General features: G+C 71.4%; 23 protein-coding genes and 1 pseudogene. 13 read left to right on the top strand and 11 right to left on the bottom strand.

Annotated elements, in window-relative coordinates:
- Positions 1–11: 11 nt before the first annotated feature.
- Positions 12–476 carry a hypothetical protein gene (locus HHX30_RS03055; RefSeq protein ID WP_169979062.1) on the top strand — a complete coding sequence of 155 codons (465 nt, stop codon included), beginning with the start codon at positions 12–14 and terminating at the stop codon, positions 474–476.
- Between the two features lie 183 nt (positions 477–659).
- Here the strand turns inward: HHX30_RS03055 and HHX30_RS03060 are convergent, their stop codons facing one another.
- Both HHX30_RS03060 and HHX30_RS03065 read right to left on the bottom strand, forming a co-directional pair.
- Positions 660–2,045, bottom strand: a complete 1,386-nt coding sequence (locus tag HHX30_RS03060) for a glycine--tRNA ligase (protein WP_169979064.1) — start codon at positions 2,043–2,045, stop codon at positions 660–662.
- Positions 2,046–2,205: 160 nt separating this feature from the next.
- Positions 2,206–2,523, bottom strand: coding sequence for an antibiotic biosynthesis monooxygenase (locus HHX30_RS03065; RefSeq protein ID WP_169979066.1), 318 nt, complete (start codon positions 2,521–2,523; stop codon positions 2,206–2,208).
- Positions 2,524–2,643: 120 nt separating this feature from the next.
- On the opposite strand from HHX30_RS03065, the gene HHX30_RS03070 reads away from it, so the two are divergent.
- From HHX30_RS03070 to HHX30_RS03080, 3 genes are all read left to right on the top strand, one after another.
- Positions 2,644–3,066 carry a DUF6703 family protein gene (locus HHX30_RS03070; protein ID WP_310741705.1) on the top strand — a complete coding sequence of 141 codons (423 nt, stop codon included), beginning with the start codon at positions 2,644–2,646 and terminating at the stop codon, positions 3,064–3,066.
- 55 nt (positions 3,067–3,121) lie between these two features.
- Positions 3,122–3,535 (top strand): Fur family transcriptional regulator, encoded by a 414-nt coding sequence (locus HHX30_RS03075; RefSeq protein WP_169979068.1) that lies wholly within the window; start codon positions 3,122–3,124, stop codon positions 3,533–3,535.
- A 62-nt stretch (positions 3,536–3,597) separates the two neighbouring features.
- Positions 3,598–4,146: a CGNR zinc finger domain-containing protein gene (locus HHX30_RS03080; RefSeq protein ID WP_310741704.1), complete on the top strand. Its 549-nt coding sequence runs from the start codon at positions 3,598–3,600 to the stop codon at positions 4,144–4,146.
- A gap of 1 nt (position 4,147) precedes the next feature.
- Here HHX30_RS03080 and HHX30_RS03085 read toward each other — a convergent pair whose 3' ends face one another.
- Positions 4,148–4,933: an isoprenyl transferase gene (locus tag HHX30_RS03085; RefSeq protein ID WP_169979069.1), complete on the bottom strand. Its 786-nt coding sequence runs from the start codon at positions 4,931–4,933 to the stop codon at positions 4,148–4,150.
- 30 nt (positions 4,934–4,963) lie between these two features.
- The gene (gene recO, locus HHX30_RS03090; RefSeq protein ID WP_169979071.1) at positions 4,964–5,740 is read right to left on the bottom strand and encodes a DNA repair protein RecO; all 777 of its coding nucleotides are present in this window, start codon (positions 5,738–5,740) and stop codon (positions 4,964–4,966) included.
- A 266-nt stretch (positions 5,741–6,006) separates the two neighbouring features.
- On the opposite strand from recO, the gene HHX30_RS42460 reads away from it, so the two are divergent.
- Together HHX30_RS42460 and HHX30_RS42465 are read left to right on the top strand one after the other, a co-directional pair.
- Positions 6,007–7,602, top strand: a complete 1,596-nt coding sequence (locus tag HHX30_RS42460) for a CDP-alcohol phosphatidyltransferase family protein (protein ID WP_169979073.1) — start codon at positions 6,007–6,009, stop codon at positions 7,600–7,602.
- The gene (locus HHX30_RS42465) at positions 7,599–8,309 is read left to right on the top strand and encodes a DUF5941 domain-containing protein (protein WP_169979075.1); all 711 of its coding nucleotides are present in this window, start codon (positions 7,599–7,601) and stop codon (positions 8,307–8,309) included. The genes HHX30_RS42460 and HHX30_RS42465 overlap by 4 nt, the downstream gene beginning before the upstream one ends.
- 106 nt (positions 8,310–8,415) lie before the next feature.
- On the opposite strand, the gene HHX30_RS03105 is transcribed toward HHX30_RS42465, so the two are convergent.
- The gene (locus HHX30_RS03105; RefSeq protein ID WP_169979077.1) at positions 8,416–8,910 is read right to left on the bottom strand and encodes an ATP-binding protein; all 495 of its coding nucleotides are present in this window, start codon (positions 8,908–8,910) and stop codon (positions 8,416–8,418) included.
- Between the two features lie 219 nt (positions 8,911–9,129).
- Between HHX30_RS03105 and HHX30_RS03110 the strand changes: the two genes are divergently transcribed.
- Positions 9,130–10,029 (top strand): helix-turn-helix transcriptional regulator, encoded by a 900-nt coding sequence (locus tag HHX30_RS03110; RefSeq protein WP_311922056.1) that lies wholly within the window; start codon positions 9,130–9,132, stop codon positions 10,027–10,029.
- A 1-nt stretch (position 10,030) separates the two neighbouring features.
- Here HHX30_RS03110 and HHX30_RS03115 read toward each other — a convergent pair whose 3' ends face one another.
- From HHX30_RS03115 to HHX30_RS03125, 3 genes and pseudogenes are all read right to left on the bottom strand, one after another.
- Positions 10,031–10,939, bottom strand: a complete 909-nt coding sequence (locus tag HHX30_RS03115; protein WP_169979079.1) for a LysR substrate-binding domain-containing protein — start codon at positions 10,937–10,939, stop codon at positions 10,031–10,033.
- 70 nt (positions 10,940–11,009) lie between these two features.
- Positions 11,010–11,738, bottom strand: coding sequence for an ABC transporter permease (locus tag HHX30_RS03120; RefSeq protein WP_169979081.1), 729 nt, complete (start codon positions 11,736–11,738; stop codon positions 11,010–11,012).
- Between the two features lie 71 nt (positions 11,739–11,809).
- Positions 11,810–12,478, bottom strand: a pseudogene (locus tag HHX30_RS03125) (ABC transporter ATP-binding protein); the annotation flags it as partial.
- 64 nt (positions 12,479–12,542) lie between these two features.
- On the opposite strand from HHX30_RS03125, the gene HHX30_RS03130 reads away from it, so the two are divergent.
- A complete protein-coding gene (locus HHX30_RS03130) occupies positions 12,543–13,175 on the top strand; it encodes a TetR/AcrR family transcriptional regulator (protein ID WP_169979085.1) in 633 nt (210 codons plus the stop codon).
- A 157-nt stretch (positions 13,176–13,332) separates the two neighbouring features.
- Here the strand turns inward: HHX30_RS03130 and HHX30_RS03135 are convergent, their stop codons facing one another.
- Positions 13,333–14,034, bottom strand: coding sequence for a TetR/AcrR family transcriptional regulator (locus tag HHX30_RS03135; RefSeq protein WP_169979087.1), 702 nt, complete (start codon positions 14,032–14,034; stop codon positions 13,333–13,335).
- Positions 14,035–14,135: 101 nt separating this feature from the next.
- Between HHX30_RS03135 and HHX30_RS03140 the strand changes: the two genes are divergently transcribed.
- Together HHX30_RS03140 and HHX30_RS03145 are read left to right on the top strand one after the other, a co-directional pair.
- A complete protein-coding gene (locus tag HHX30_RS03140; protein ID WP_169979089.1) occupies positions 14,136–15,152 on the top strand; it encodes a DMT family transporter in 1,017 nt (338 codons plus the stop codon).
- A 137-nt stretch (positions 15,153–15,289) separates the two neighbouring features.
- Positions 15,290–15,976: a DsbA family protein gene (locus tag HHX30_RS03145; protein ID WP_169979091.1), complete on the top strand. Its 687-nt coding sequence runs from the start codon at positions 15,290–15,292 to the stop codon at positions 15,974–15,976.
- Between the two features lie 54 nt (positions 15,977–16,030).
- Here the strand turns inward: HHX30_RS03145 and HHX30_RS03150 are convergent, their stop codons facing one another.
- Positions 16,031–16,687 carry a class I SAM-dependent methyltransferase gene (locus HHX30_RS03150; protein ID WP_169979093.1) on the bottom strand — a complete coding sequence of 219 codons (657 nt, stop codon included), beginning with the start codon at positions 16,685–16,687 and terminating at the stop codon, positions 16,031–16,033.
- A gap of 131 nt (positions 16,688–16,818) precedes the next feature.
- On the opposite strand from HHX30_RS03150, the gene HHX30_RS03155 reads away from it, so the two are divergent.
- The 3 genes from HHX30_RS03155 (at position 16,819) to rocD (ending at position 19,431) form a co-directional block, all read left to right on the top strand.
- Complete coding sequence (locus HHX30_RS03155) at positions 16,819–17,268, top strand: Lrp/AsnC family transcriptional regulator (RefSeq protein WP_169979095.1); 450 nt, start codon at positions 16,819–16,821, stop codon at positions 17,266–17,268.
- 106 nt (positions 17,269–17,374) lie between these two features.
- A complete protein-coding gene (gene ddaH, locus HHX30_RS03160) occupies positions 17,375–18,229 on the top strand; it encodes a dimethylargininase (RefSeq protein WP_249349529.1) in 855 nt (284 codons plus the stop codon).
- The gene (gene rocD, locus HHX30_RS03165; protein ID WP_169979097.1) at positions 18,226–19,431 is read left to right on the top strand and encodes an ornithine--oxo-acid transaminase; all 1,206 of its coding nucleotides are present in this window, start codon (positions 18,226–18,228) and stop codon (positions 19,429–19,431) included. The genes ddaH and rocD overlap by 4 nt, the downstream gene beginning before the upstream one ends.
- Here the strand turns inward: rocD and HHX30_RS03170 are convergent.
- Positions 19,400–20,983: an alkaline phosphatase D family protein gene (locus HHX30_RS03170; RefSeq protein WP_169979106.1), complete on the bottom strand. Its 1,584-nt coding sequence runs from the start codon at positions 20,981–20,983 to the stop codon at positions 19,400–19,402. The genes rocD and HHX30_RS03170 overlap by 32 nt on opposite strands.
- Between the last annotated feature and the right edge of the window lie 176 nt (positions 20,984–21,159).

The following is a 21,159-nucleotide window of genomic DNA, read 5'->3' on the forward strand; positions in this document are numbered from 1 at the left end:
CGAAGCGCTTCATGAAAATTCTCTTCGCCGCGGTCATCGGAGCGGCGGCCACGACGGCCGGCCCGGTCTCCGCCGCGAACGCCACCACAGGCGAGTGCGACAAGACCTGGGTTCCCGACTACTACAAGGAGGTCGGCGGCGCCGACATTCACCTGGGAAACGCACGCTTCGTCAAGCTGATGAACGGCGGTGCCTTCAACTACAGCTACGCCCAGATCTCGCCGAGCGATTCGGGGTACACCGTCTGGGTCGACCGTAGCCTGCAGGGGATGCCCAGCAGCCTGCCCATGTTCCCCACCACGGAGCAGGTGCAGGCGAACGGCGGCTGGAAGCAGTGCGGACCGTTCTACAACTCCAGCAGCAGCAACCTCGTCATGAACTGGAACACCGATCAGCAGCGGCACTACGCGGTCCGCGCGTGCGCGCGCAACGCGCTCGGCAGCTACTGCGGTAACTGGTACATCGACCGGAGCTGACCGGCCGCCCTGTACCGGGCCGGCAGCACCAACATCACCGCTGATCGACCACGCCTGCCCACAGCACGATCCTGCCGAGGACCGTGCTGTGGGCAGGCGTTCGGCTTCTTCTGGGCGAGCGCCTTCCTGAACCCGGAAGGCGCCTGTCCGGAAATTTCCGGACAGGCGCCTTGTCGCGGTGACCTAGTCGTTGAGGTGCTGGCGCAGGTACGACTCGACCTGGTCGAGCGCGACCCGCTGCTGGGCCATGGAGTCCCGCTCGCGGATCGTCACGGCCTGGTCCTCCAGGGTGTCGAAGTCGACCGTGATCGCGAACGGCGTGCCGATCTCGTCCTGGCGGCGGTAGCGGCGGCCGATGGCGCCCGCGTCGTCGAAGTCCACGTTCCACCGGCGGCGCAGCCGCGCCGCGAGGTCGCGGGCCTTCGGCGACAGGTCGGCGTTGCGCGACAGCGGCAGCACCGCGACCTTGACCGGGGCCAGGCGGTGGTCGAGGCGCATCACGGTCCGCTCCTCCATCACGCCCTTGGCGTTGGGCGCCTGGTCGACGGTGTAGGCGTCGACGAGGAAGGTCAGCGTCGCGCGGTCCACACCGGCCGCCGGCTCGATGACGTACGGCACGTAGCGCTCGCCCGACTCCTGCTCGAAGAACGACAGGTCGGTGCCGGACGCCTTGCCGTGCGCGGTGAGGTCGAAGTCGGTGCGGTTGGCGATGCCCTCCAGCTCACCCCACTCGCCGCCGGCGAAGTTGAAGCGGTACTCGATGTCCACGGTCCGCTTCGAGTAGTGGGACAGCTTCTCCTTCGGGTGCTCGTAGAGCCGGAGGTTGTCCTTGTTGATGCCGAGGTCGACGTACCAGCGCAGGCGCTCGTCGATCCAGTACTGGTGCCACTCCTCGTCGGTGCCCGGCTTGACGAAGAACTCCATCTCCATCTGCTCGAACTCGCGGGTGCGGAAGATGAAGTTGCCCGGGGTGATCTCGTTGCGGAACGACTTGCCGATCTGGCCGATGCCGAACGGGATCTTCCTGCGGGCCGACTGCTGGACGTTCAGGTAGTTGATGAAGATGCCCTGGGCGGTCTCCGGCCGCAGGTACGCCAGGCCGGACTCGTCCTCCACCGGGCCGAGGAAGGTCTTCAGCAGGCCGCTGAACTGCTTCGGCTGGGTGAAGGCGCCCTTGTTGCCGCAGTTGGGGCAGGTGATGTCGGCCAGGCCGCCCGCCGGCTCGCCGCCGTGCTTGGCCTCGTAGGCCTCGATAAGGTGGTCGGCGCGGTAGCGCTTGTGGCACGACTGGCACTCGGTGAGCGGGTCGCTGAAGGTGTCGACGTGGCCGCTGGCCTGCCAGACCTCGCGGGCGAGGATGACGCAGGAGTCGAGGCCGACGACGTCGTCGCGGCCCTGCACCATGGCCTTCCACCACTCGCGCTTCACGTTGTTCTTGAGCTCGACACCGAGGGGGCCGTAATCCCAGGACGCCCGCAGGCCTCCGTAGATCTCGCTCGACGGGAAGACGAGCCCGCGGCGTTTGGCGAGGCTGACGATCGTTTCCAAGACGTCGGTGCGACGTGCCATCAGTGGAACTCCATCCGGCTGGGTGTCGGCGTTGAGATCGGGGTCAGCGGTGCGCTGATCGCTGAGGCGGGCGGGCCTGCTGGCCGCCTGCCGGCGGCGGGACGTCCGGCCACCTGCCCGGATCTGGGCACAAGCTTAGGGGAATCCGGCGCCCCCGCGCTCAAGCCTTGCCCGGGGTGCCCGCGTTCGCCCCCTCGCCCGGGAGCGCGTAGACGCCTTCGAAGGCCCCGGGCTCGTTGATCATAAGGGTCATCAGCGGATACATGACCATTCGCGCCGCCGACAGGGCGCGCCGGTAGTAGCCCGCGCCCTCCCACTCGGTGACCACGGCCCACAGGGCCGGCTCGTCCACCGACCTGCCGATCTGCCCGCGCAGGTATCCCGGCTGCGCGGCCAGCAGGTCGAGGATGGCGCGCGCCTGGACGGCGAACTCGTCGGCGCGGGCGCCCGGCACCGAGTAACGGATCACGGCGAGCATGCCGCCCAGCATGCCACCCCTCCCGTACGCCCCGCCGGGAGGGGGCGACGCGGGCGGAAAGGGCACAGCGGACGACGCGACGGGGCACTGCCCGCAGGGATCGGCACTAGGCTCGAACGCGTGGGAAGCGAAACCGAACCGCCGCGCCGTCAGGTGCCGGCGCATCCTCTGGCGAGGAAGCCCCCCGCCCGGGCGAACGCGGCGTCCCCCCGGCCGCGCCGGCCGCTGCCGCAGGGCGAGCAGTTCTTCACGCCCGGCGCGATCGGGCTGCGCGCGGCGGTCGAGCGCAGGAGCGCCGCGCCGCTGGTCTTCCTGTTCCAGCAGCCCCGCTGGCTGGCCCCGCTGGTGATGGTGGCGCTGCTGATCGCCGGACTGGTGGTGCCCGACTGGCGGGGCGGCGTGGCCGTGCTGCCGGTGCTCGCGTTCATCGCCTGGCTGGCCTACCTGTCGTGGCCGTCGCTGCGTCCGGTGGGCCGGTTGCTGCGGGTGGCGGTCGGGACGTTCCTGATTCTCCTCGCCGCCACCCGTTTCGGACTGATCTGACGCGAACCGGCCTAACCTGATAGGTCGTAGGGCGAAGCCGTACACAGGAGTCCTGATGACGAAGAGCCGTGACGCCGTCCACGAGATCCTCCGGCAGAGCCGGGGGTTCCGCAGCGCGCAGGACGTGTTCGCCGAGATGCGCGCGGTCGGCTCGAAGATCGGCCTGACGACCGTGTACCGGGCGCTCCAGTCGCTCTCCGACGCCGGCCGGGTCGACGTGCTGCGCACCGACGAGGGCGAGTCGGTCTACCGGGCCTGCCAGACCGACACGCATCACCACCACCTGGTGTGCCGGGCGTGCGGTCGTACGATCGAGGTCGCCGGGCCGGACGTGGAACGCTGGGCCGAGGTCGTCGGGGCCGAGCACGGTTTCATCGACGTCACGCACACCGTCGAGGTCTTCGGCACCTGCTCCTCGTGTGCGGAGTCCTGTGGGGAGTCGTCGGGAGAAGCGGCCCGAAAGGGCTGACCCCGCCCCGCGCGGGCCCGCCGGGAGGTACGCTGCCTGCGCCGCGACATGAGGGAGATGGCGTGCCGTTCAGCCATGACATGGTGTATTCGCTGGCGACGGTGGTGGACCTCATCAACACCGGCACCGGCGAACGCGACGGGCTGGCCGAGGTCGGCGACCTGGAGGAGTTCGTCCGCAGGCGGGAGGTCAGCGGAGTCGGGGCGCTGACCCGGCGCGACCTCGCCGAGGTCCGGGACCTGCGCGAGGAGTTCCACGCCGTGTTCACCGCGCCGGACCAGCCGACGGCGGTCGGCCTGCTCAACACGCTGCTGCGGCGCACCAGCATCACGCCGAGCCTCACCGAGCACGACGGTCATTCCCTCCACGTCCACTACTTCGCGCCGGACGCGTCGGTCGCCGAGCACCTGGCCGCCGACTGCGGCGTCGCGCTCGCCCACGTGCTCGTGGAGAACGAGCGGGACCGCCTGCGCACGTGCGCCGCCCCCGACTGCGCGCACGTCTTCGTGGACGAGTCGCGGAACCGCTCCCGGGTCTACTGCGACAGCCGCACCTGCGGGAACCGCATGCACGTCGCGGCGTACCGGGCCCGTCGCCGCGACGCCTCCTGAGTCAGGACGCCTCGCCGGGGACGGCGTTGGGCACCGCGCCGCCGTACCTGCGGTCGCGCTTGGCGTAGATCTCGCACGCCTGCCACAGGTCCCGGCGGTCGAAGTCGGGCCACAGCTGGTTGAGGAAGACCATCTCGGCGTACGCGGACTGCCAGAGCAGGAAGTTGGAGGTGCGCTGCTCGCCGGACGAGCGCAGGAACAGGTCCACGTCGGGGATCTCCGGCTCGTCCAGGTAGCGGGCGAAGGTCTTCTCCGAGACCTTGTCGGCCTTGACCCGGCCGGCGGCGATGTCGCGGGCGAGCTTCACCGCCGCGTCCACGATCTCCGCGCGGCCGCCGTAGTTCACGCAGAACTGCAGGGTCAGCGTGCTGTTGCCGACCGTCATCCGCTCGGCGTCCTCGAGCTCCTTGATCACGCTCTTCCACAGCCGCCCGGGACGCCCGGCCCAGCGGACCCGCACGCCCATCGCGTGCAGCTGGTCGCGCCGCCTGCGGATCACGTCGCGGTTGAACCCCATGAGGAAGCGCACCTCGTCGGGCGAGCGCTTCCAGTTCTCGGTGGAGAAGGCGTACGCCGACAGGTAGGGGACGCCGAGCTCGATGGCGCCCTCGACGACGTCGAACAGCGACGCCTCGCCCATCTTGTGTCCCTCGGTCCTGGGCAGCCCGCGCGCCTTGGCCCAGCGGCCGTTGCCGTCCATGACGATCGCCACATGTCGCGGCAGCAGGGCGCGCGGGATGGCGGGCGCGGTGGCCCCGGACGGGTGCGGAGTAGGAGGACGGACCATGTTCCGAGGGTATTGCGTCCGGACCCGTCCTCAGACGCGGAAGACGTGTGGATCCGGTGCAGGTTCCGCCTGGCCCGGCCACTCGCGTTCGACGTGCCGCAGCGAGCGGATGCCGTGCTCCAGGTGCCACTGCAGGTACGCGGCGACCAGGCCGCTGCACTCGGTGCGGTGCCGGGGCTCGGAGGCGTCGGCGGTGGCCCAGTCGCCGCGCAGCAGGGCGATCATCAGCGCGATCGTCTCCGCGGCGGGCACCGCGGCGCCGGCCGGGCGGCAGGCGCCGCACACCACGCCGCCGGCGACGATCGCGAAGGCGCGCACGGCCTCCGCGCCGCACCGCGCGCACTCCGACAGCGCGGGGGCGTAACCCGCCACGGCCAGCGAGCGCAGGAAGAACGCGTCGAGCACCAGCCGGGCCTCGTGGCCGCCCTCGGCGAGCGTGCGCAGACCGCCGACCAGCAGCAGGAACTGGCGCAGGGCCGGCTCCTTCTCCCCCACCGTCAGCCGGTCGGCCGTCTCCAGCATCGCGGTCCCCGCGGTGTACCGGGTGTAGTCGGCCACGATCGCCTCGCCGTACGGGTGCAGGGTCTCCACCTGGGTGATCACGTCGAGCGACCTGCCGCTGTGGAGTTGCAGGTCGACGTGGGAGAACGGCTCCAGCCGCGCGCCGAAGCGCGACATGGTCCTGCGCACGCCCTTGGCCACGCCGCGGACCTTGCCGGTGCGCCGGGTGAGGATGGTGATGATGCGGTCGGCCTCACCCAGCTTCTGGGTGCGCAGCACGACGCCCTCGTCCCGGTAGAGACTCACCCCGCCATCGTATGGGTGCGCGCGGGCGTCCGCCCCGCTGCACGGACATCCAGCCCTCCGGGGCGCACGAATGGTGAAAATTCGGTAATGATCCGGCGACGATGCTCGGGGGCGAACCCTCCACAACCTGTACATCCGGGGGCCGTACGGTAAACCTGGGATGCATCGGCTCAACCGAAAGGTCACTAAGCTTTGGCTTCCGGCGGACTTCCCCGCGCCGGTCAAGCCTGAGGGCCTGATCTCCCCCCGATGCGTGAAAGGTTGCCATGACCCGCGTGGTCCTGCTGGGCGCCCCGCCCGGCCCGATCAGTCCCCCGCCGCCCGGCGGTCAGCCCGCCCTGCCCGCGGACATCACGCTCAAATCGCTGCCCGGGGCCCCCTCCGCGTACGACAGGCTGCTCGCACAGGCCGCCGTCATGGACCCCGAGCCGACGACGATCGCCCGGCCGGGGGACGCCGCCGCCTACCGCAGGCCGTACGGCCGGGTGGTGGAGAGCCCGGATGTCGCCGGTGACCTGCGCGCGCTGGCGGACGCGGTCGAGGGCGCCGAGGAGAACCTGCTGATCCTGCCGGCCGGCTCGCTGGTGCACGACGAGCTGCTCTACCAGCTCACCAAGGCCAAGCGCGGCGCCATCGCGCTGGTCCTCCGCGAGCAGCGCGACGAGCAGGACGGCGACGAGCAGCCCGAACTCGTGCCCATCGAGGAGGCGGAGCCCGAGATCGGCCAGGGCGTCATCGAGGGGCTGCCCCAGCGCACCCGCATCGGCCGCAGCCGGATCATCTCGGTCGGCACCGCCTACCACGCGGTGACGCGGCCGAACGCGGTGCTGCTCGGACCGCTCCACCTCCACCAGCGGCACCTGCAGACCCTCGCCGAGGTCGCCCGCGAGCTCGCGGACATGGCTCACCTGTTCGGCCCCGAGGACGACGTGACCGAGCTCCTCGTGCTCGGCCTCGTCCGGCGCGGCGTGTCGGTGGGCCGGCGCGGCCGGCGCGACCTGTTCTTCCGCCGCATCCGCAGCCAGGCCGAGGCCGACGAGGCGCTGACGGAGATGGCGGGCTTCGACGAGGACCGGGCCCGGCTGGACAACGCCGTGAAGGGCGCCGACGGTTTCTTCACCACGTTCTTCGTCAGCACCTACTCGCGCTTCATCGCCCGCTGGGCGGCCCGCCGGGGGCTCACGCCCAACCAGGTGACGCTGATCTCGATCGCCCTCGGCCTGCTGTCGGCCGGCGCGTTCGCCACCGGCACCCGCTGGGGGGCGGTGGCCGGCGCGGTGCTCATCTACTTCGCGTTCGTCTTCGACTGCGTCGACGGCCAGGTCGCCCGCTACGCGCGCAAGTTCGGCGTGCTCGGCGCCTGGCTGGACGCCACGTTCGACCGGTTCAAGGAGTACGCCGTCTTCGTCGGCCTCGCGGTCGGCGCGACGGTGTCCGGGCAGTTCGGCGACGGCGAGGGCGTCTGGACGCTGGCGCTGGTCGCGCTGGCCCTCCAGTCGGTCAAGCACCTGCTCGACTTCTCGTTCGGCGCGGCCAACCGGCGCAAGGCGCCCGTGCCGCTGCCCACGCTGGACCTGACGGTCGCCGACGACCGGCCGCTGCGGGAGGCGCTGGAGGAGCGCAGGGCGAGCCGGAGCACCGGCGTGCGCGGGCTGCTGAAGCTCTGGACCAAGGCCGGCAAGTTCCGCCCGGTCCACTGGGCCCGCAAGATGATCGTGTTCCCCATCGGCGAGCGCTTCGCCGCGATCGCGATCACCGCCGCGTTCTTCGACCCCCGGGTGACGTTCCTCACGCTGATCGTCTGGGGCGGCGTCGCGGCCACCTACACCCTCACCGGACGTCTCCTGAGGTCGCTCGCATGATCACTCAGCCGCAGACCACCACGCCGCTCCCGGACCCGGACGAGGAGCGCCGCCGCGTCCAGACCGCGCGCCTGCTCGCCTACCGCGACGACGGCCCGCTCGCCACCGCGCTGAAGGGCGCCCTGGGCCGGCTGCTGCCGCCCGTGCCCGCGACCGTGGTGGCGCTGCTCGCGATCGTGGCGATGGCCGTCGCCGGCGCCCTCACCGACGGCCCGATCCTGCTCGCGCCCGTCGCCGTGCTGCTCGTGCTGGTCCTGCCCACCGCGGGACGCGACCACCTGGGCCGCTTCGACTGGCTCACTCCCCCGCTGCTGCGGGCGGCCGAGTTCGCGACGATCATCCTGCTCGGGCTGGCCGAGGGCACGCCCAAGTGGCTGCTGTTCGTGCTCCTCTACGTGGTCGGCTACCACACGTACGACACCGTCTACCGCACCCGGCAGGGCATCTGGCCCCCCGCCTGGCTGTACCAGGCCGGACTGGGCTGGGAGGTCCGCCTGCTGATCCTGGGCGTGGCCGCCGCCGCCGGCTGGCTGACCCCCGTGGCGGCCGTCCTCACGGCGTACCTGCTCGTGCTCTTCGCGGTCGAGAGCGTCACGAGCTGGGTCCGGCTGGACAAGGCCTCCGCGCAGGCCCAGGCCGACCAGGACCTGGAGCAGTCGCCCGAGGAGGCCGCCGAGCAGGTCACCGGCGAGGCCGAGCAGGGCTGACCTCCGCGTCCCCTCCCCAGACGGGGGCGTCCCCTCGCGATTGGCGGGCCGCGCCGGCATGCGGTGCCGGTGCGGCCCGACCGGCTTTCCGGGGCGGATCGATCGGTCAGGAGGCCGGCGAGGCGTCGAACAGCGCCCACACCACCTTGCCGCCGCCGCGGGTGAGGACCCACCCCCACGCCGCCGTCAGCGCCTCGACCAGGTGCAGTCCGCGGCCCGACTCCGACAGGTCGTTCCAGGGCGAGACCGCGGGCACTCGGGCGCTGGCGTCGCTCACTCCGCAGCCGATATGAAACCGGTGCTTCACCAGCCTCAGCCGGATCGGCGGGGCGTCGGCGGGATCACCGGGAGCGTGCCGCAGCGCGTTGGTCACCAATTCCGACACCACAATCTGCGCGTCCGGCACGAGATCGGGCACTCCCCACCCGCACAGCGTCCTGGCGGTGAAGTCCCGCGCGGCGGCGGCGGACGTGGTGCGCCCGTGGAAGGTGCACGCCGCCGACGGAGGCAGGGACAAGCCGGCGATGTCGTCTCGCTCGAACGTCGAGGTCAACCACGTAGGCGCCGTCGCGGCTCCCGGGCCCGCCAGGTCTGCAGTCATCGCCGATCCCTCAGGTCTCACTCACTACATGATGTGAATTTCCCTGCCGTCGTGTATCTTGCCCTGTGCCTTGCGGATGCAAGCACGCATGCACGTGCAAATGTCGTAGGCCCCCGACTTTCTGTCGAAGTTCCCAGAAAAGACGACCTCACCCCGCTCCGGTAGGATGATCAATCCGATTGCTTTACCAGGAATTCTTCCGGAGCGTATGGAGCCCACGTGAACGGACAGGCGGGCAGCATCGCCCCCGCACCGGCCGGGATCGCCCGCGGCGGCCCGACGGCCCTGCGGCTGCTGCTAGGGGCCCAGCTCAGGCGGTTGCGCCGGGAGAGCGGCATCACCCCCGAGAAGGCGGCCCGCGCCATCCGCGCGTCGCACGCCAAGATCAGCAGGCTCGAGCTCGGCCGGGTCGGTTTCAAGGAGCGGGACGTCGCCGACCTGCTCACCCTGTACGGCATGACCGACCCCGGCGACCGGGCCGTGCTGCTCGACCTGGCGCGACAGGCGAACATCCCCGGCTGGTGGCACAAGTACAGCGACGTGCTGCCGGGCTGGTTCGAGTTCTACGTCGGGCTGGAGGAGGCGGCGTCCGTCATCCGCTGCTACGAGCTGCAGTACGTCCCCGGGCTGCTGCAGACGCCCGAGTACGCGCGGGCCCTCGTCCTGCGCGGCACCATGGGGCGGTCGGCCGACGACGTCGACCGGCACGTCGACCTGCGGATGCGCCGGCAGGAGCGGCTGACGGGCCCCGATGCGGCGACCCTGTGGGCCGTGATGGACGAGGGCGCGCTGCGCCGTCCGATCGGCGGCCGGAAGGTCATGCGGGCCCAGCTGGAGCACCTCATCGAGGTGACCAGGCAGCCGAACATCACGCTGCAGATCGTGCCGTTCGACCACGGCGGGCACGCCGCGTGCGGGGGGCCTTTCACGATCCTGCGCTTCGACGCGCCCGAACTGCCCGACGTCGTCTACCTGGAACAGCTCACCAGCGCCCTCTACCTGGACAAGGCCGAGGACACAGAGGCGTACACGCAGGTGCTGAACGCGGTGTGCGTGGATGCCAGGCCGGCCACGCACACCGGCGCGTTCCTGGAGGGGCTGCTCGCCGACCTCGGGTGACCTACCCGCCGGAGAAGAACGCCTGGCAGGTCTCGGCGAAGGCGACCGCCCGCGCGGTGGGCCGCACACCGCGCACCGAGGCGAGCACGACGTCGAGCGTGGGCACGTCGTCGCTGATCGGGACGCACGCGACCCGGCCGCCGTCGTAGGTCTGGTCGCTTTCTGCCCGCTGGTTGAGTATCGAGTAGCCGTGCCCGCCCGCCACCAGCGAGCGCGCCGTCTCGTAACTCGACGTGCGGAACCGCACGCGCGGCTCGGTGGGATAGATGGTCCGGAAGTAGTCGCGGCTGCGCGGCAGGTCCAGCAGGATCATCGGCTCGGCCGCCAGCTCCGCCAGCGACACCGCCTCCGCCCGGGCCAGCGGGTGCTCCGGCGGCAGCAGCGCGTACGGCCTGGCCCGGGTGAGCGTCCGGATGTCGAGGTCGAGGGCGAGGTCGATGGCGTAGACGAGAGCGACCTCGCACCGCCCGTCGAGCAGGGCCGACTCCATGGTGGAGATCTCGCCCTCCGCGACGCTGACCCGCACCCCCGGATACCGTCCGGCGAACTCGCGCAGCAACCGGGACAGGTAGAACGGCGCGAGCGTGGTCAGGCAGCCGACGGCGAGCTCACCGGTCAGCGACCCCGCCAGGCCGCGGGCCGACTGGGCGAGCGCCGCGGCGTGGGACAGGAACTCCCGGGCCTCGACGAGGAAGCGCTCGCCGGCGCGGGTCAGTGACAGGCCGCGGGCATGGTGGCGGATCAGGAGCTGGACCCCCAGCTCCCGCTCCACCTGGGCGATGGCGGCCGAGATCGCCGACTGCGCCACCATGAGTTCTCTGCTGGCCGCGGTCATGCTGCCGAGCTCGGCCGCGGTTACGAAGTAACGCAGCTGGACGAGGGTGAAGTTGACGTCCGCCACGCCCCCCATTGTGACCGTCTCAGTGCCCGGCGGCGCCCGCAAACCGGTATGAAGTTCGAATGCCTTTTCCTGGCCCTGATCAGGCGTTTTCTCGTTGAAAACGACTGGTGCCCAAAGCGACGCCCACGACGGCGAACACCAGGGACACGACGACCCCCCACAACAGGGCGGACGACGCGTAGGAACCGGCGAACAGCGCGCGCAGCCCCTCGACCGCGTACCGGAACGGCGTGAGCCGCGACACCACGTCCAGCCAGGCCGGGGCGAGCGACATCGGCAGCAGCGCGCCCGACAGCAGCATCAGCGGGATGACCACGGTGGACATCACGGGCGCGAACAGCTCCTGCCGCATGGTGAGCGCCGCCGCGTACGACAGCGACGCCATGCCGACGGACAGCACGGTGATCAGCAGCAGGGCGGCGAGCACCCCCGCCAGCGGCGCCCGCAGCCCCAGCGCCCAGGCCGCCACGATGATCAGCACGGCCTGGATCAGCAGCACCACGCTGTCCCTGAGCACCCGGCCGAGCAGGAGCGTCACCCGGCTCACCGGGGTGACCCGCAGCCGTTCGAGCACGCCGAACCGTTGGTCGAAGACGATGGTGAAGCCGGCCATGCCCGCGCTCGTCAGCCCGAGCTGCACCAGCAGGCCGGGCACGAGGACGGCCCACGAGCCAACGCCGCTGCGGTCGAACAGCGGGCCGAACAACACGAGGTAGAGGAACGGCTGGATGGCCCCGAAGACCAGGCTGAACCTGTTGCCGAAGGATGCGCGCAGGTAGTGCCCGGTCAGGGCGGCGAGGGCGGTCACGCGGCGGCCCCCTCGCGCGGCTCGCGACCGGTGACGGCGAGGAAGACGTCGTCGAGGGTCCGCGCGCCGTGCTCGGACTTCAGCTCGTCCGGGGTGCCCCCGGCGACGATCCGGCCGTGGTCGATGATCAGAACGCGGTCGCAGAGCGCGTCGGCCTCCTCCAGATAGTGGGTCGTGAGGAAGACCGTCAGGCCGTCCCGCTCGCGCAGCCGCCGCACGTGGTCCCACAGGTTGGCGCGGCTCTGCGGGTCGAGCCCCGTCGTGGGCTCGTCGAGGAAGAGCAGCTCGGGCCGGTGGAGCAGGCCCATCGCGATGTCCAGCCGGCGCTTCTGGCCGCCCGACATCGTGACCGTCGTACGCTCCTCGACCCCGGGCAGGTCGAGCCCGGCGAGCAGGGCGGTCACCCGCTCGCGGGCCTCCTCCCTGGTCAGGCCGTACAGGCGGGCCTGGAGCACGAGCTCCTCCCCCACCGGCGAGAACGGGGCGAACGCGCCGCCCTGAGCGACGTAGCCGATGCGGCGGCGCACGCCCGCGGGGTCGGCGAACAGGTCGGCGCCCGCGACCGTGGCGGTGCCGGACGTCGGGCGCAGCAGCGTGGTCAGCATCCGCAGCGTGGTGGTCTTGCCCGCGCCGTTCGGTCCGAGGAAGCCGACGATCTCCCCCGCGGAGACGTCGAGATCGATCCCCCGGACGGCCTCGACCGGCCCGAACGTCTTGGTGAGCCCTCTGGCATGAATCATGCCGGGTAGAGTAGCACCAAATTTGGTGTCGCTTAAAGTTTGCATCCGCCCTTACAATCGAGGCATGGAAGAGGGCCTGCGGGAGCGGAAGAAGCGGGAGACCCGGCAGCGCATCGCGGACATCGCGATGGGGCTGTTCCTGCAACGGGGCTTCGACAACGTCACGGTGGCCGAGGTGGCCAGGGCCGCCGACGTGTCGGTCAACACCGTCTTCAACTACTTCCGCACGAAGGAGGACCTGTTCCTCGACCGCGGCGAGGAGACCGAGGACCTGCTGGCCCGCGCCGTGCGCGAGCGCCGCGCGGGCGAGACGGCGGTCGAAGCGGTGCGGCGCGACTTCTTCGAGGCCCTCGACGCGGGCGACTGGCGTTACGGGATGAGCGAGGGCCTGGACCTGTTCACGCAGCGGGTGCGGGAGAGCGTGTCCCTGCAGTCACGCGTGCGCATGCTGGACGTCAACCGGGAGGAGCGGCTCGCCCGGACGCTCGCGGAGGACGCCGACGCCGAGCCCGGCGACCTGACCCCCTGGCTCGTGGCGGCGCAGATCTGCGCCGTCGTCCGCGCGCTGACCCGTCACTTCGCGATGCGGCAGATGGCCGGGGAGGACCCGGCGCTGATCAGGGCCGACATCAGGAACCACGCCGAGCGCGCCTTCGACCTGCTGGAGCACGGGACCGGCGACTACTGCACCCGGTGAGACGAGTCGCCGTCGGCCTCGCTTCCCGCCTCGCCGCCGTTCGGTCGCCCATCCGCGCGGACAGGCCGGATCGGATCAGTGACGTGATGGTCTCGCCCGGCTGGTCACGCCTGGTGGCCGACCGCCGCCCGGGCCACGCGCGGCAGGGCTTGATTCGTCAGGCACGACCTGGATCGTGTCCCGCCAGGCGGCGGGCGCTCCACACCAGAGCCTCGGTGACACGGGCCTGCGACAGGCCCAGGGTGTGCCGCTGGAACTGGTAGACCTCGGGCGCGAGCGGCGCCAGCACGGCGTCCGTCATCGCGTCGGGGTCCGGCACCCCCGCCTCGGTCAGCAGCATCCGCACATGCAGGCGCCAGAAGCGGTAGGCGCCGGTGCCGAACCGCGCGCTCCCGGTCTCGGCTCCGAGGACGAGGTGCAGGTGACGCTCCAGCAGATCGGTCATGGCGACGTGGAAGGCGGCGAGCCGGTCGGCCGGTGAGGCCCCCGGGCCGAGCGGCGGCGGACCGCTCAGGATGTGCTCCTGCACCTGCCGCTCGTGCTCGTCGAGCAGGGCCGTCGCGATCGACGCGGGGTCCGGATAGCGCCGGTAGAGCGTGGCCCGGCCCACGCCCGCCGCCTTGGCGATCTCGTCCATCGTGACGTGCCGGGCGTCTGTCTCCGCGAAAAGCTTCTCCGCCGCCTTCAGCACGCGCATGCGGTTGCGCGCGGCGTCCGCCCGTTCCCGCACCGGAGCGGGCCGGCCCGGTTCGAGGTCCAGCACGGGCAGTTCCCGGCCGGCGCCGACCGGGACGGCCCCCTCCGACGGAGCGCGGCCGTTCGCCCGGTTCCCGCCGGAATCCGGCAACCCGTTGGCCATGAGGACATGCTAGCCCCTCGCGCCAGCCATATGGACACAGTGTCCGGTTCTCGCCTAGTCTCATCCGGACACTACGTCCACTTATCCTGTAGGGGACTGCCATGCATGCCCTGTTCCTCGCCTCGGCGCTGCTGGCCGGCTGCCTGCTGGCCGTGCAGGCCTCGGTGAATCTCCAGCTCAACAAGGCCGTCGGCACGCCGTACGGCGCCTCGACCCTGCAGTTGAGCGTGGCGACCGCCCTGCTGGTGCTCCTCGCGGTCGCGGCCGGCGCCATCGGGGCGATCCGCCTCGTGCCCGATGTGCCGGTCTGGCACCTGCTCGGCGGGCTCGCCAGCCCGCTCTACATCACCAGCGGGATCCTGCTCTTCCCCCGCCTCGGCGCTCTGGCGGCGGCCGGGCTGTTCGTGACCGGCCAGATGTTCGCGTCGCTGGGGCTGGACCTGTTCGGCCTGCTCGGCGTCGCCCGCAAGCCGCCGAGCCTCGGCATCGCACTCGGCGCGCTCGCGGTCCTGGCCGGCATCACCGTGATCATCCGTGGGCAGCGCCCGGCGCCGTCCGCCTCGGGACCGGCGCCCGGGGCCCCGGGCGGCCCCGCCGGCGGGGCGAGGACCACGACCCTCACCGCCCCGGCCATCCCGGGCGTACGCCGGGCGGGCGGCCTCGGCCAGGGCGGCTGGATCCTGCTGGGCATCGTCGCCGGCGCCGTCCTGCCCGTGCAGGGAGCGGTCAACGCCGCGCTGCGCAAGGACATCCACGAGCCGGTGACGACCGCGATGATCAGCTTCGTCGTGGCCACGATCACCATCGCCGTGGTGCTGATCGTCCTGCTGGCGACGCACCGCACCCCCCGGCCGCGACTCGCCGGGCTGCGTACGATGACCTGGTGGGGCTGGCTCGGCGGCGCCTGCGCCGCGGCCTACGTCACCGCGACCTTCACGCTCATCCCCGCGGTCGGCGCCGCCACCACCGTCGCCCTGACCGTGACCGGGCAGCAGGCCGCCTCGGCCGTGATCGACAACCACGGCCTCCTGCGGCTGCCCCGCCGCCCGCTCACCGCGCCGCGCCTGGCCGGTCTCGTCCTGCTCATCGCCGGCTCGGTGCTCGTCCAGCTCACCTGAGCGAAGTCACCGCGCGGATGACCTGGCCGACCTGGCCGCCCCGGCCGGATTCGACACCGCGCCGGACGATCCGGTCCGCCCGGTGCCCCGGCAGCACGAACCGTCGTGGGACAAGAGACGACACAAGGAGAACGCCGATGACGACGACACCGTCCCCGGAGCCCGGCACCATCATCATCTTCTCCGACATCTGGTGCTCCTTCGCGCACATCGCGGTGCACCGGCTCCACCTGACCCGGGAACGGCTCGGCCTGACCGGCCGGGTCCGGTTCGACCATCACGCCTTCCCTCTGGAACTGCTCAACGAGGCACCCAGCCCCCGGCCGGGTACCGACAGCGAGGTGGCCCGGATGGCCTCGCTCGAGCCCGGCGCGGGGTGGCAGCTGTGGCAGGCGAAGGACTGGCTGTACCCGTCCACCACATTGCCCGCGCTGGAGGCCGTCCAGGCGGCCAAGGAGCAGGGGCTCACCGCCTCGGAGCAGCTCGACCTGGCGCTGCGGAGGGCCTTTTGGGCCGAGTCGCGGTGCATCAGCCACCGCAAGGTCATCCTGGACGCCGCCGCGTCCACCGGGGTGGTGGACGTGGCCGCGCTGGCGGCCGCGCTCGACGACGGCCGGGCACGCGCGACGCTGTCCGGGCAGGCCGCCGTCGCGGCGACCGACGGGGTGAACTGCAGCCCGCACCTGTTCCTGCCGGACGGCACCGACCACGCCAACCCCGGAATCGAGGTCGGCTGGGCCGGCGGGTACGGCATCGGCTGGCCCGTCGTCTCCTCCGACGATCCGAGCGTGTACGAGGACATCCTCAAGCGCGCCGCCGCCTGACCGAAGCACCCGCCCCAAGGCACAGAACGCCGCCGGACCCGGGCGGCCCGCCCTCTAGGTACGGGCGATGAGCGCGTAGCGTTCATCGCTCACCGGGCGCCCCCACAGGTCGGGATCGTCGCTGAGCGGTTCGATACGTACGTCGGCGACGAGCGGCCGCACCGCGTCGGCCAGGTCGGCGGCGGCGACGCCGAAGCCCCAGGGCAGCGATTCGGCTCCCGTCACATAGGGCTGTCCTGCCTGCCCGGCCTCACCCCAGCGTCCCTCGATCAGCACCAGCCGGCCGTTCGGGCGAAGCCGGGCGACCCAACCGCGCAGCGCGGCATGGGGATCGGGCAGGGTCCAGATCAGGTGCCGGCAGAGCAGCATGTCGAACCGTTCGTCTCCCACGGGCGGGACGACTGCGTCACCGACCAGGAAGCGCCCGGTGAGCCCGGCGTCCGCGAACTTGGCCCGGGCCCGCTCGACCATCCGCGGTGACAGGTCGACACCGGTGACGCGATGCCCGGCCGCGGCCAGCAACGCCGACAGCGAGCCGGTGCCGCAGCCGACGTCCAGGATGTCGGCCGGGCGGGAAGGCGCCCACGCGCGCAGCAGGCGCTCCCAGGCGGCATGCGTGTGATCAGCCCGCAGGCCGTGGTCGGGCTCGTCGTCGAACGCGTCGGCGGCGGCGTCCCAGTAACCGGTGATCGCGGAGGTGAGTTCGGTCATGGCGACGATCCTCCCAACCGCCACCGACAATCCGTACCTGTGATCACCTCGCGCATGTCGTCGCTGCCGCGGACGGGGTGGCACGCCGGGCGCGGGGGCATGCCGGACGCGGCGGCTGTATACAGGTCCACGTGAAGTTGGACGAGCTCGATCGCGCCATCATCCGGGCCCTCGTCGAGGACGCCCGAGCGACGTACGCCGAGATAGGCGCTCAAGTGGGGCTGTCGGCTCCGGCCGTGAAGAGGCGGGTCGACCGGCTCGTCGCCAGTGGCGCGATCACCGGGTTCAGCGCCCGGGTGGAGCCGTCGGCCCTCGGCTGGACCACCGAGGCGTACGTCGAGCTGTACTGCCGGGGCAAGACCTCCCCCACGGAGATCGGCATGGCCGTGTCCCGGCACCCGGAGGTCGTCTCGGCCTGCACGGTCACCGGCGAGGCGGACGCGTTGCTGCACATCCGCGCGACCGACGTACGGCACGTCGAGCGGGTGATCGAACGCCTGGCGGCCGAGCCGTTCGTGGTGCGCACCAAGAGCTCGATCGTGCTGTCCCGGCTGATTAACGGATCGCCGCAAAACGGGTGAAGGACGCAACCGATCCACATGTGACCGCAACGCGGGCGCATTGGATTGTCGTCTCCGGATTCCTACGCTGAAGTCCCGTTCACCGGTTTCCCGCTTGGAGTCGACGATGACGCTCGCGCCAGCCACCGAGGCCACGGACAGTGGTCACACGGGTACGGTCCGGCATTTCCTGATGTGCCGGCCCGAGTTCTTCACGGTCTCGTATTCCATCAACCCATGGATGCACCCGGAGAAGGAGACCGACACCGCACGGGCGCTGCGGCAGTGGGACAGCCTCCGGCAGGCGTACGAGAGCCTGGGCCACACCGTCAGCCTGATCGACCCGATCGAGGGCCTGCCGGACATGGTGTTCGCCGCCAACGGCGCGCTCGTGGTCGACGGACGGGTCTACGGCGCCAGGTTCGCCCACCCGCAGCGAGCCGCCGAGGGCCCCGCCTACCTGCGGTGGTTCAGCGAGCGGGGATACGAGACACTGGAGGCGTCCTTCACCAACGAGGGCGAGGGCGACTACCTGACGCTCGACGAGATGATCCTGGCAGGGACGGGCTTCCGCACCGACGTGGCGGCGCACATGGAGGCCCAGGAGTTCCTCGGCCGCCCGGTCGTCACGCTGCGCCTGGTCGACCCGAGGTTCTACCACCTCGACACCGCCCTGTTCCCGCTGGACGGCCACAACGTGGCGTACTATCCGGAGGCGTTCAGCGAGGGCAGCAGGAAGGTGCTGCGGCGGCTGTTCCCCGACGCCGTCATCGCCACGTCCGCGGACGCGGAGGTGCTGGGCCTCAACGCGGTGAGCGACGGCCGCAACGTCGTCGTCAACGCCGAGGCGACCGGGCTGATCCTGGAACTGAAGCGCCGCGGTTTCGAGGTCGTCCCGGTCGACCTCAGCGAGCTGCGCAAGTCCGGCGGCGGCCCCAAGTGCTGCACCCTCGAGATCCGGCCGAGCAGGGAGATCCGATGAGGACCGAGGAGTTCATCAGGCTCAGCGAGAGCCACAGCGCACACAACTACCACCCGCTGCCGGTCGTGATCAGCTCCGCCGAGGGCGCCTGGGTCACCGACGTGGAGGGCAGGCGGTATCTCGACTGCCTGGCCGGCTACTCCTCGCTGAACTTCGGCCACGGCAACCCCGAGATCCTCGCGGCGGCGCGCGAGCAGCTCGACCGGCTGACGCTGACCAGCAGGGCGTTCTACCACGACCGGTTCGCGGCGTTCGTGACCGGCCTTTCCGAGCTGTGCGGCAAGGACATGGTCCTGCCGATGAACACCGGCGCGGAGGCCGTCGAGACCGCGATCAAGGTGGCCCGCAAGTGGGGGTACGAGGTCAAGGGCGTCGCCCCCGGTCAGGCCAACATCGTCGTGATGGAGGACAACTTCCACGGCCGTACGACGACGATCGTGGGCTTCTCCACCGACCCCGAGTCGCGCGACGGGTTCGGCCCCTTCTCCCCCGGCTTCCGGATCGTCAAGTACGGCTCCGTGGAGGCGGTCAGGGAGGCGATCGACGAGAACACCGTGGCCGTACTGCTCGAACCGATCCAGGGCGAGGCCGGCGTGCTGGTCCCGCCGGACGGCTACCTGGCCGCGGTCCGGGAGATCTGCACCGACACCAACGTGCTGTTCGTGGCCGACGAGATCCAGTCGGGCCTCGGCCGCACCGGCGACACGTTCGCCTGCGACCACGAGAGGGTCGTCCCGGACCTGTACGTCCTGGGCAAGGCCCTCGGCGGCGGCGTGGTCCCGGTCTCCGCGGTCGTCGCGAACACCGACGTCCTGGGCGTGATCGGGCCCGGCCAGCACGGCTCCACCTTCGGCGGCAACCCGCTCGCGTGCGCCGTCGGCGACGCGGTCATCGGGCTGCTGAAGACCGGCGAGTATCAGGCCAGGGCCCGCGAGCTGGGCGCGTTCCTGCACGCGCGGCTGGCCGATCTCGGCCCCGGTGTGGTGGCGGTGCGTGGGCGCGGGCTGTGGGCGGGCGTCGACATCGACCCCTCGCTCGGCACGGGCCGGCAGATCAGCGAGGCGCTCATGCGCCGCGGCGTGCTCGTCAAGGACACGCACGGCTCGACGATCCGCCTCGCGCCGCCGCTCGTCGTCTCCCGCGACGACCTGGAGTGGGCGATGGACCAGCTCAGCGCGGTGCTGCGGGAGGCTCGGGCCTGATCAGCACCGTGTCGTGGTCGCCGGTGTCGGTGAACCACGTCACCCTGGCCTCTCCGGGCGCCAGGTCGACGGCGGTCATCATGTTGGGGAACCAGGGTCCCTTGCTGATCCGCCATCGCACCGGCGTCCGGGGAAGGCCGCCCGCCCTGGCCAGCACCCCGCCGAGCACGCCCGCCAGCCCGAACGACGCCACGATGTTGGCGAAGCGCAGCGTGCGGCTCAGCGGGTTGCGAATCGGCGAGCAGACGATCTGATGGACGCGCCCGCCGCCCCGGCGCCGTACGGACGCCATGTAGGAGTAGTGGACGTCGCCCGACAGGAGCAGGACGCTCGCGGGCGGCCTGCCCCGGCGGCCCGAGGCGACCTCCAGCACCACCCGCGCGAGTTCCTCGAACGACCGGCGGAAGGCCCCCCAGTGCTCCAGGTCGAGAAACTGCCGCAGCCGCTCGCCCCACCGCGCCGCCCGGCGGCCCCAGATGCCGTCGCAGACCGCCTCGTTCCAGCTCTCGACGTGGTGGATGCCCGCGGGCAGCAGGATCGGCAGCGAGGACCCGACGAGCAGGTGTCCGAAGTCGCCCGTGGCGTGCTTGTCGAACCAGTCCCACTCCTCGGGGTCGAGCATCCGCCGGTGTCCCGGCTCCAGCACCCGGGCGCTGCGGCTGTCCAGCACGATCAGCCGGGCGTCGCCCAGGTCCCGGTGGTAGCTCCAGCGCACCGAGTCGGGCTCACGGTCGGCCCGCCGGGCGAAGGCGTCGAGCGCCTCGTCGCCGCCGCCGGACTTGAGCGCGGCGAGCACGGGATCGGCCGCCCGCTCGTCCGGGGGCAGGTTCCCCAGGTGCTGGTAGACGTAATACGAGCCGAGCGCCGAGACGATGCGCCGGTCCCACCAGGCCACCTCGGCCATCTGCTCACGCCATGCCGCCGAGGTGTTCCAGTCGTCCCTGACGTCGTGGTCGTCGAAGATCATCAGGGTGGGGACCGTGGCCATCAGCCAGCGGACCGGAGGATCGGACCACGCCTGGCGGTACAGCTCGGCGTACTCCTCGAAGTCGACGACCTCCTGCGGGCCGTCGTCCCTGCGCCCGGCGATGAACTCCTTCATGTCCGGGGTGAGCTCGTCGGCGTACACCTGGTCGCCCAGCAGCAGGATCAGGTCGGGCCGCTCGTCCGGCGACTCCATCACGCGCAGGCCGTACGCCCGCAGGACGTCCGGGCCGTGCGTGCGCACGTACGGCTCCTCGTGCGGGACGCTCGTGCGGCAGGAGCCGAAGATCAGCCGGTCGAGGCGGGTGAGCGGGCGGATCACGCTCGGCGGCAGGCCCTCTTCCGGCCACACCCGCCGGTCGTCGAGCTCCACCTCGTAGGCCACCGGCCCGTCGATGCCGACGTCGAGCAGGGCGTAGTGGTGACCGTGCACCGTGAAGGTGCGCTCCTGCGAGCAGGCGTCGCCGGCCCGCACGCGGACGGTACACGGCTCCGAGGTCTCCACCCAGACGGTCGCGACGGCCGCGTCCACGTGACGCAGCAGCGGGCCCAGCACAAGTTCCGGCACCCACCTTGTCTACTGGCAAACCCCGTCTATCGCAAAAGGTCCGCAAACCGGGTCCCAAGTTCACCAGAACGGCGAAATCTCGCCCGGCGATCTCCTTATTGGCCTATATCGCGGTCACCACGGCTCGCGGTTTGATCCAGATGTCGCTCCTCCAGGCCCGTCGTACGCGGTCGTCA

Origin of the sequence: Microbispora sp. H10836, from assembly GCF_012999525.1 — a bacterium.
Lineage (GTDB): Bacteria > Actinomycetota > Actinomycetes > Streptosporangiales > Streptosporangiaceae > Microbispora.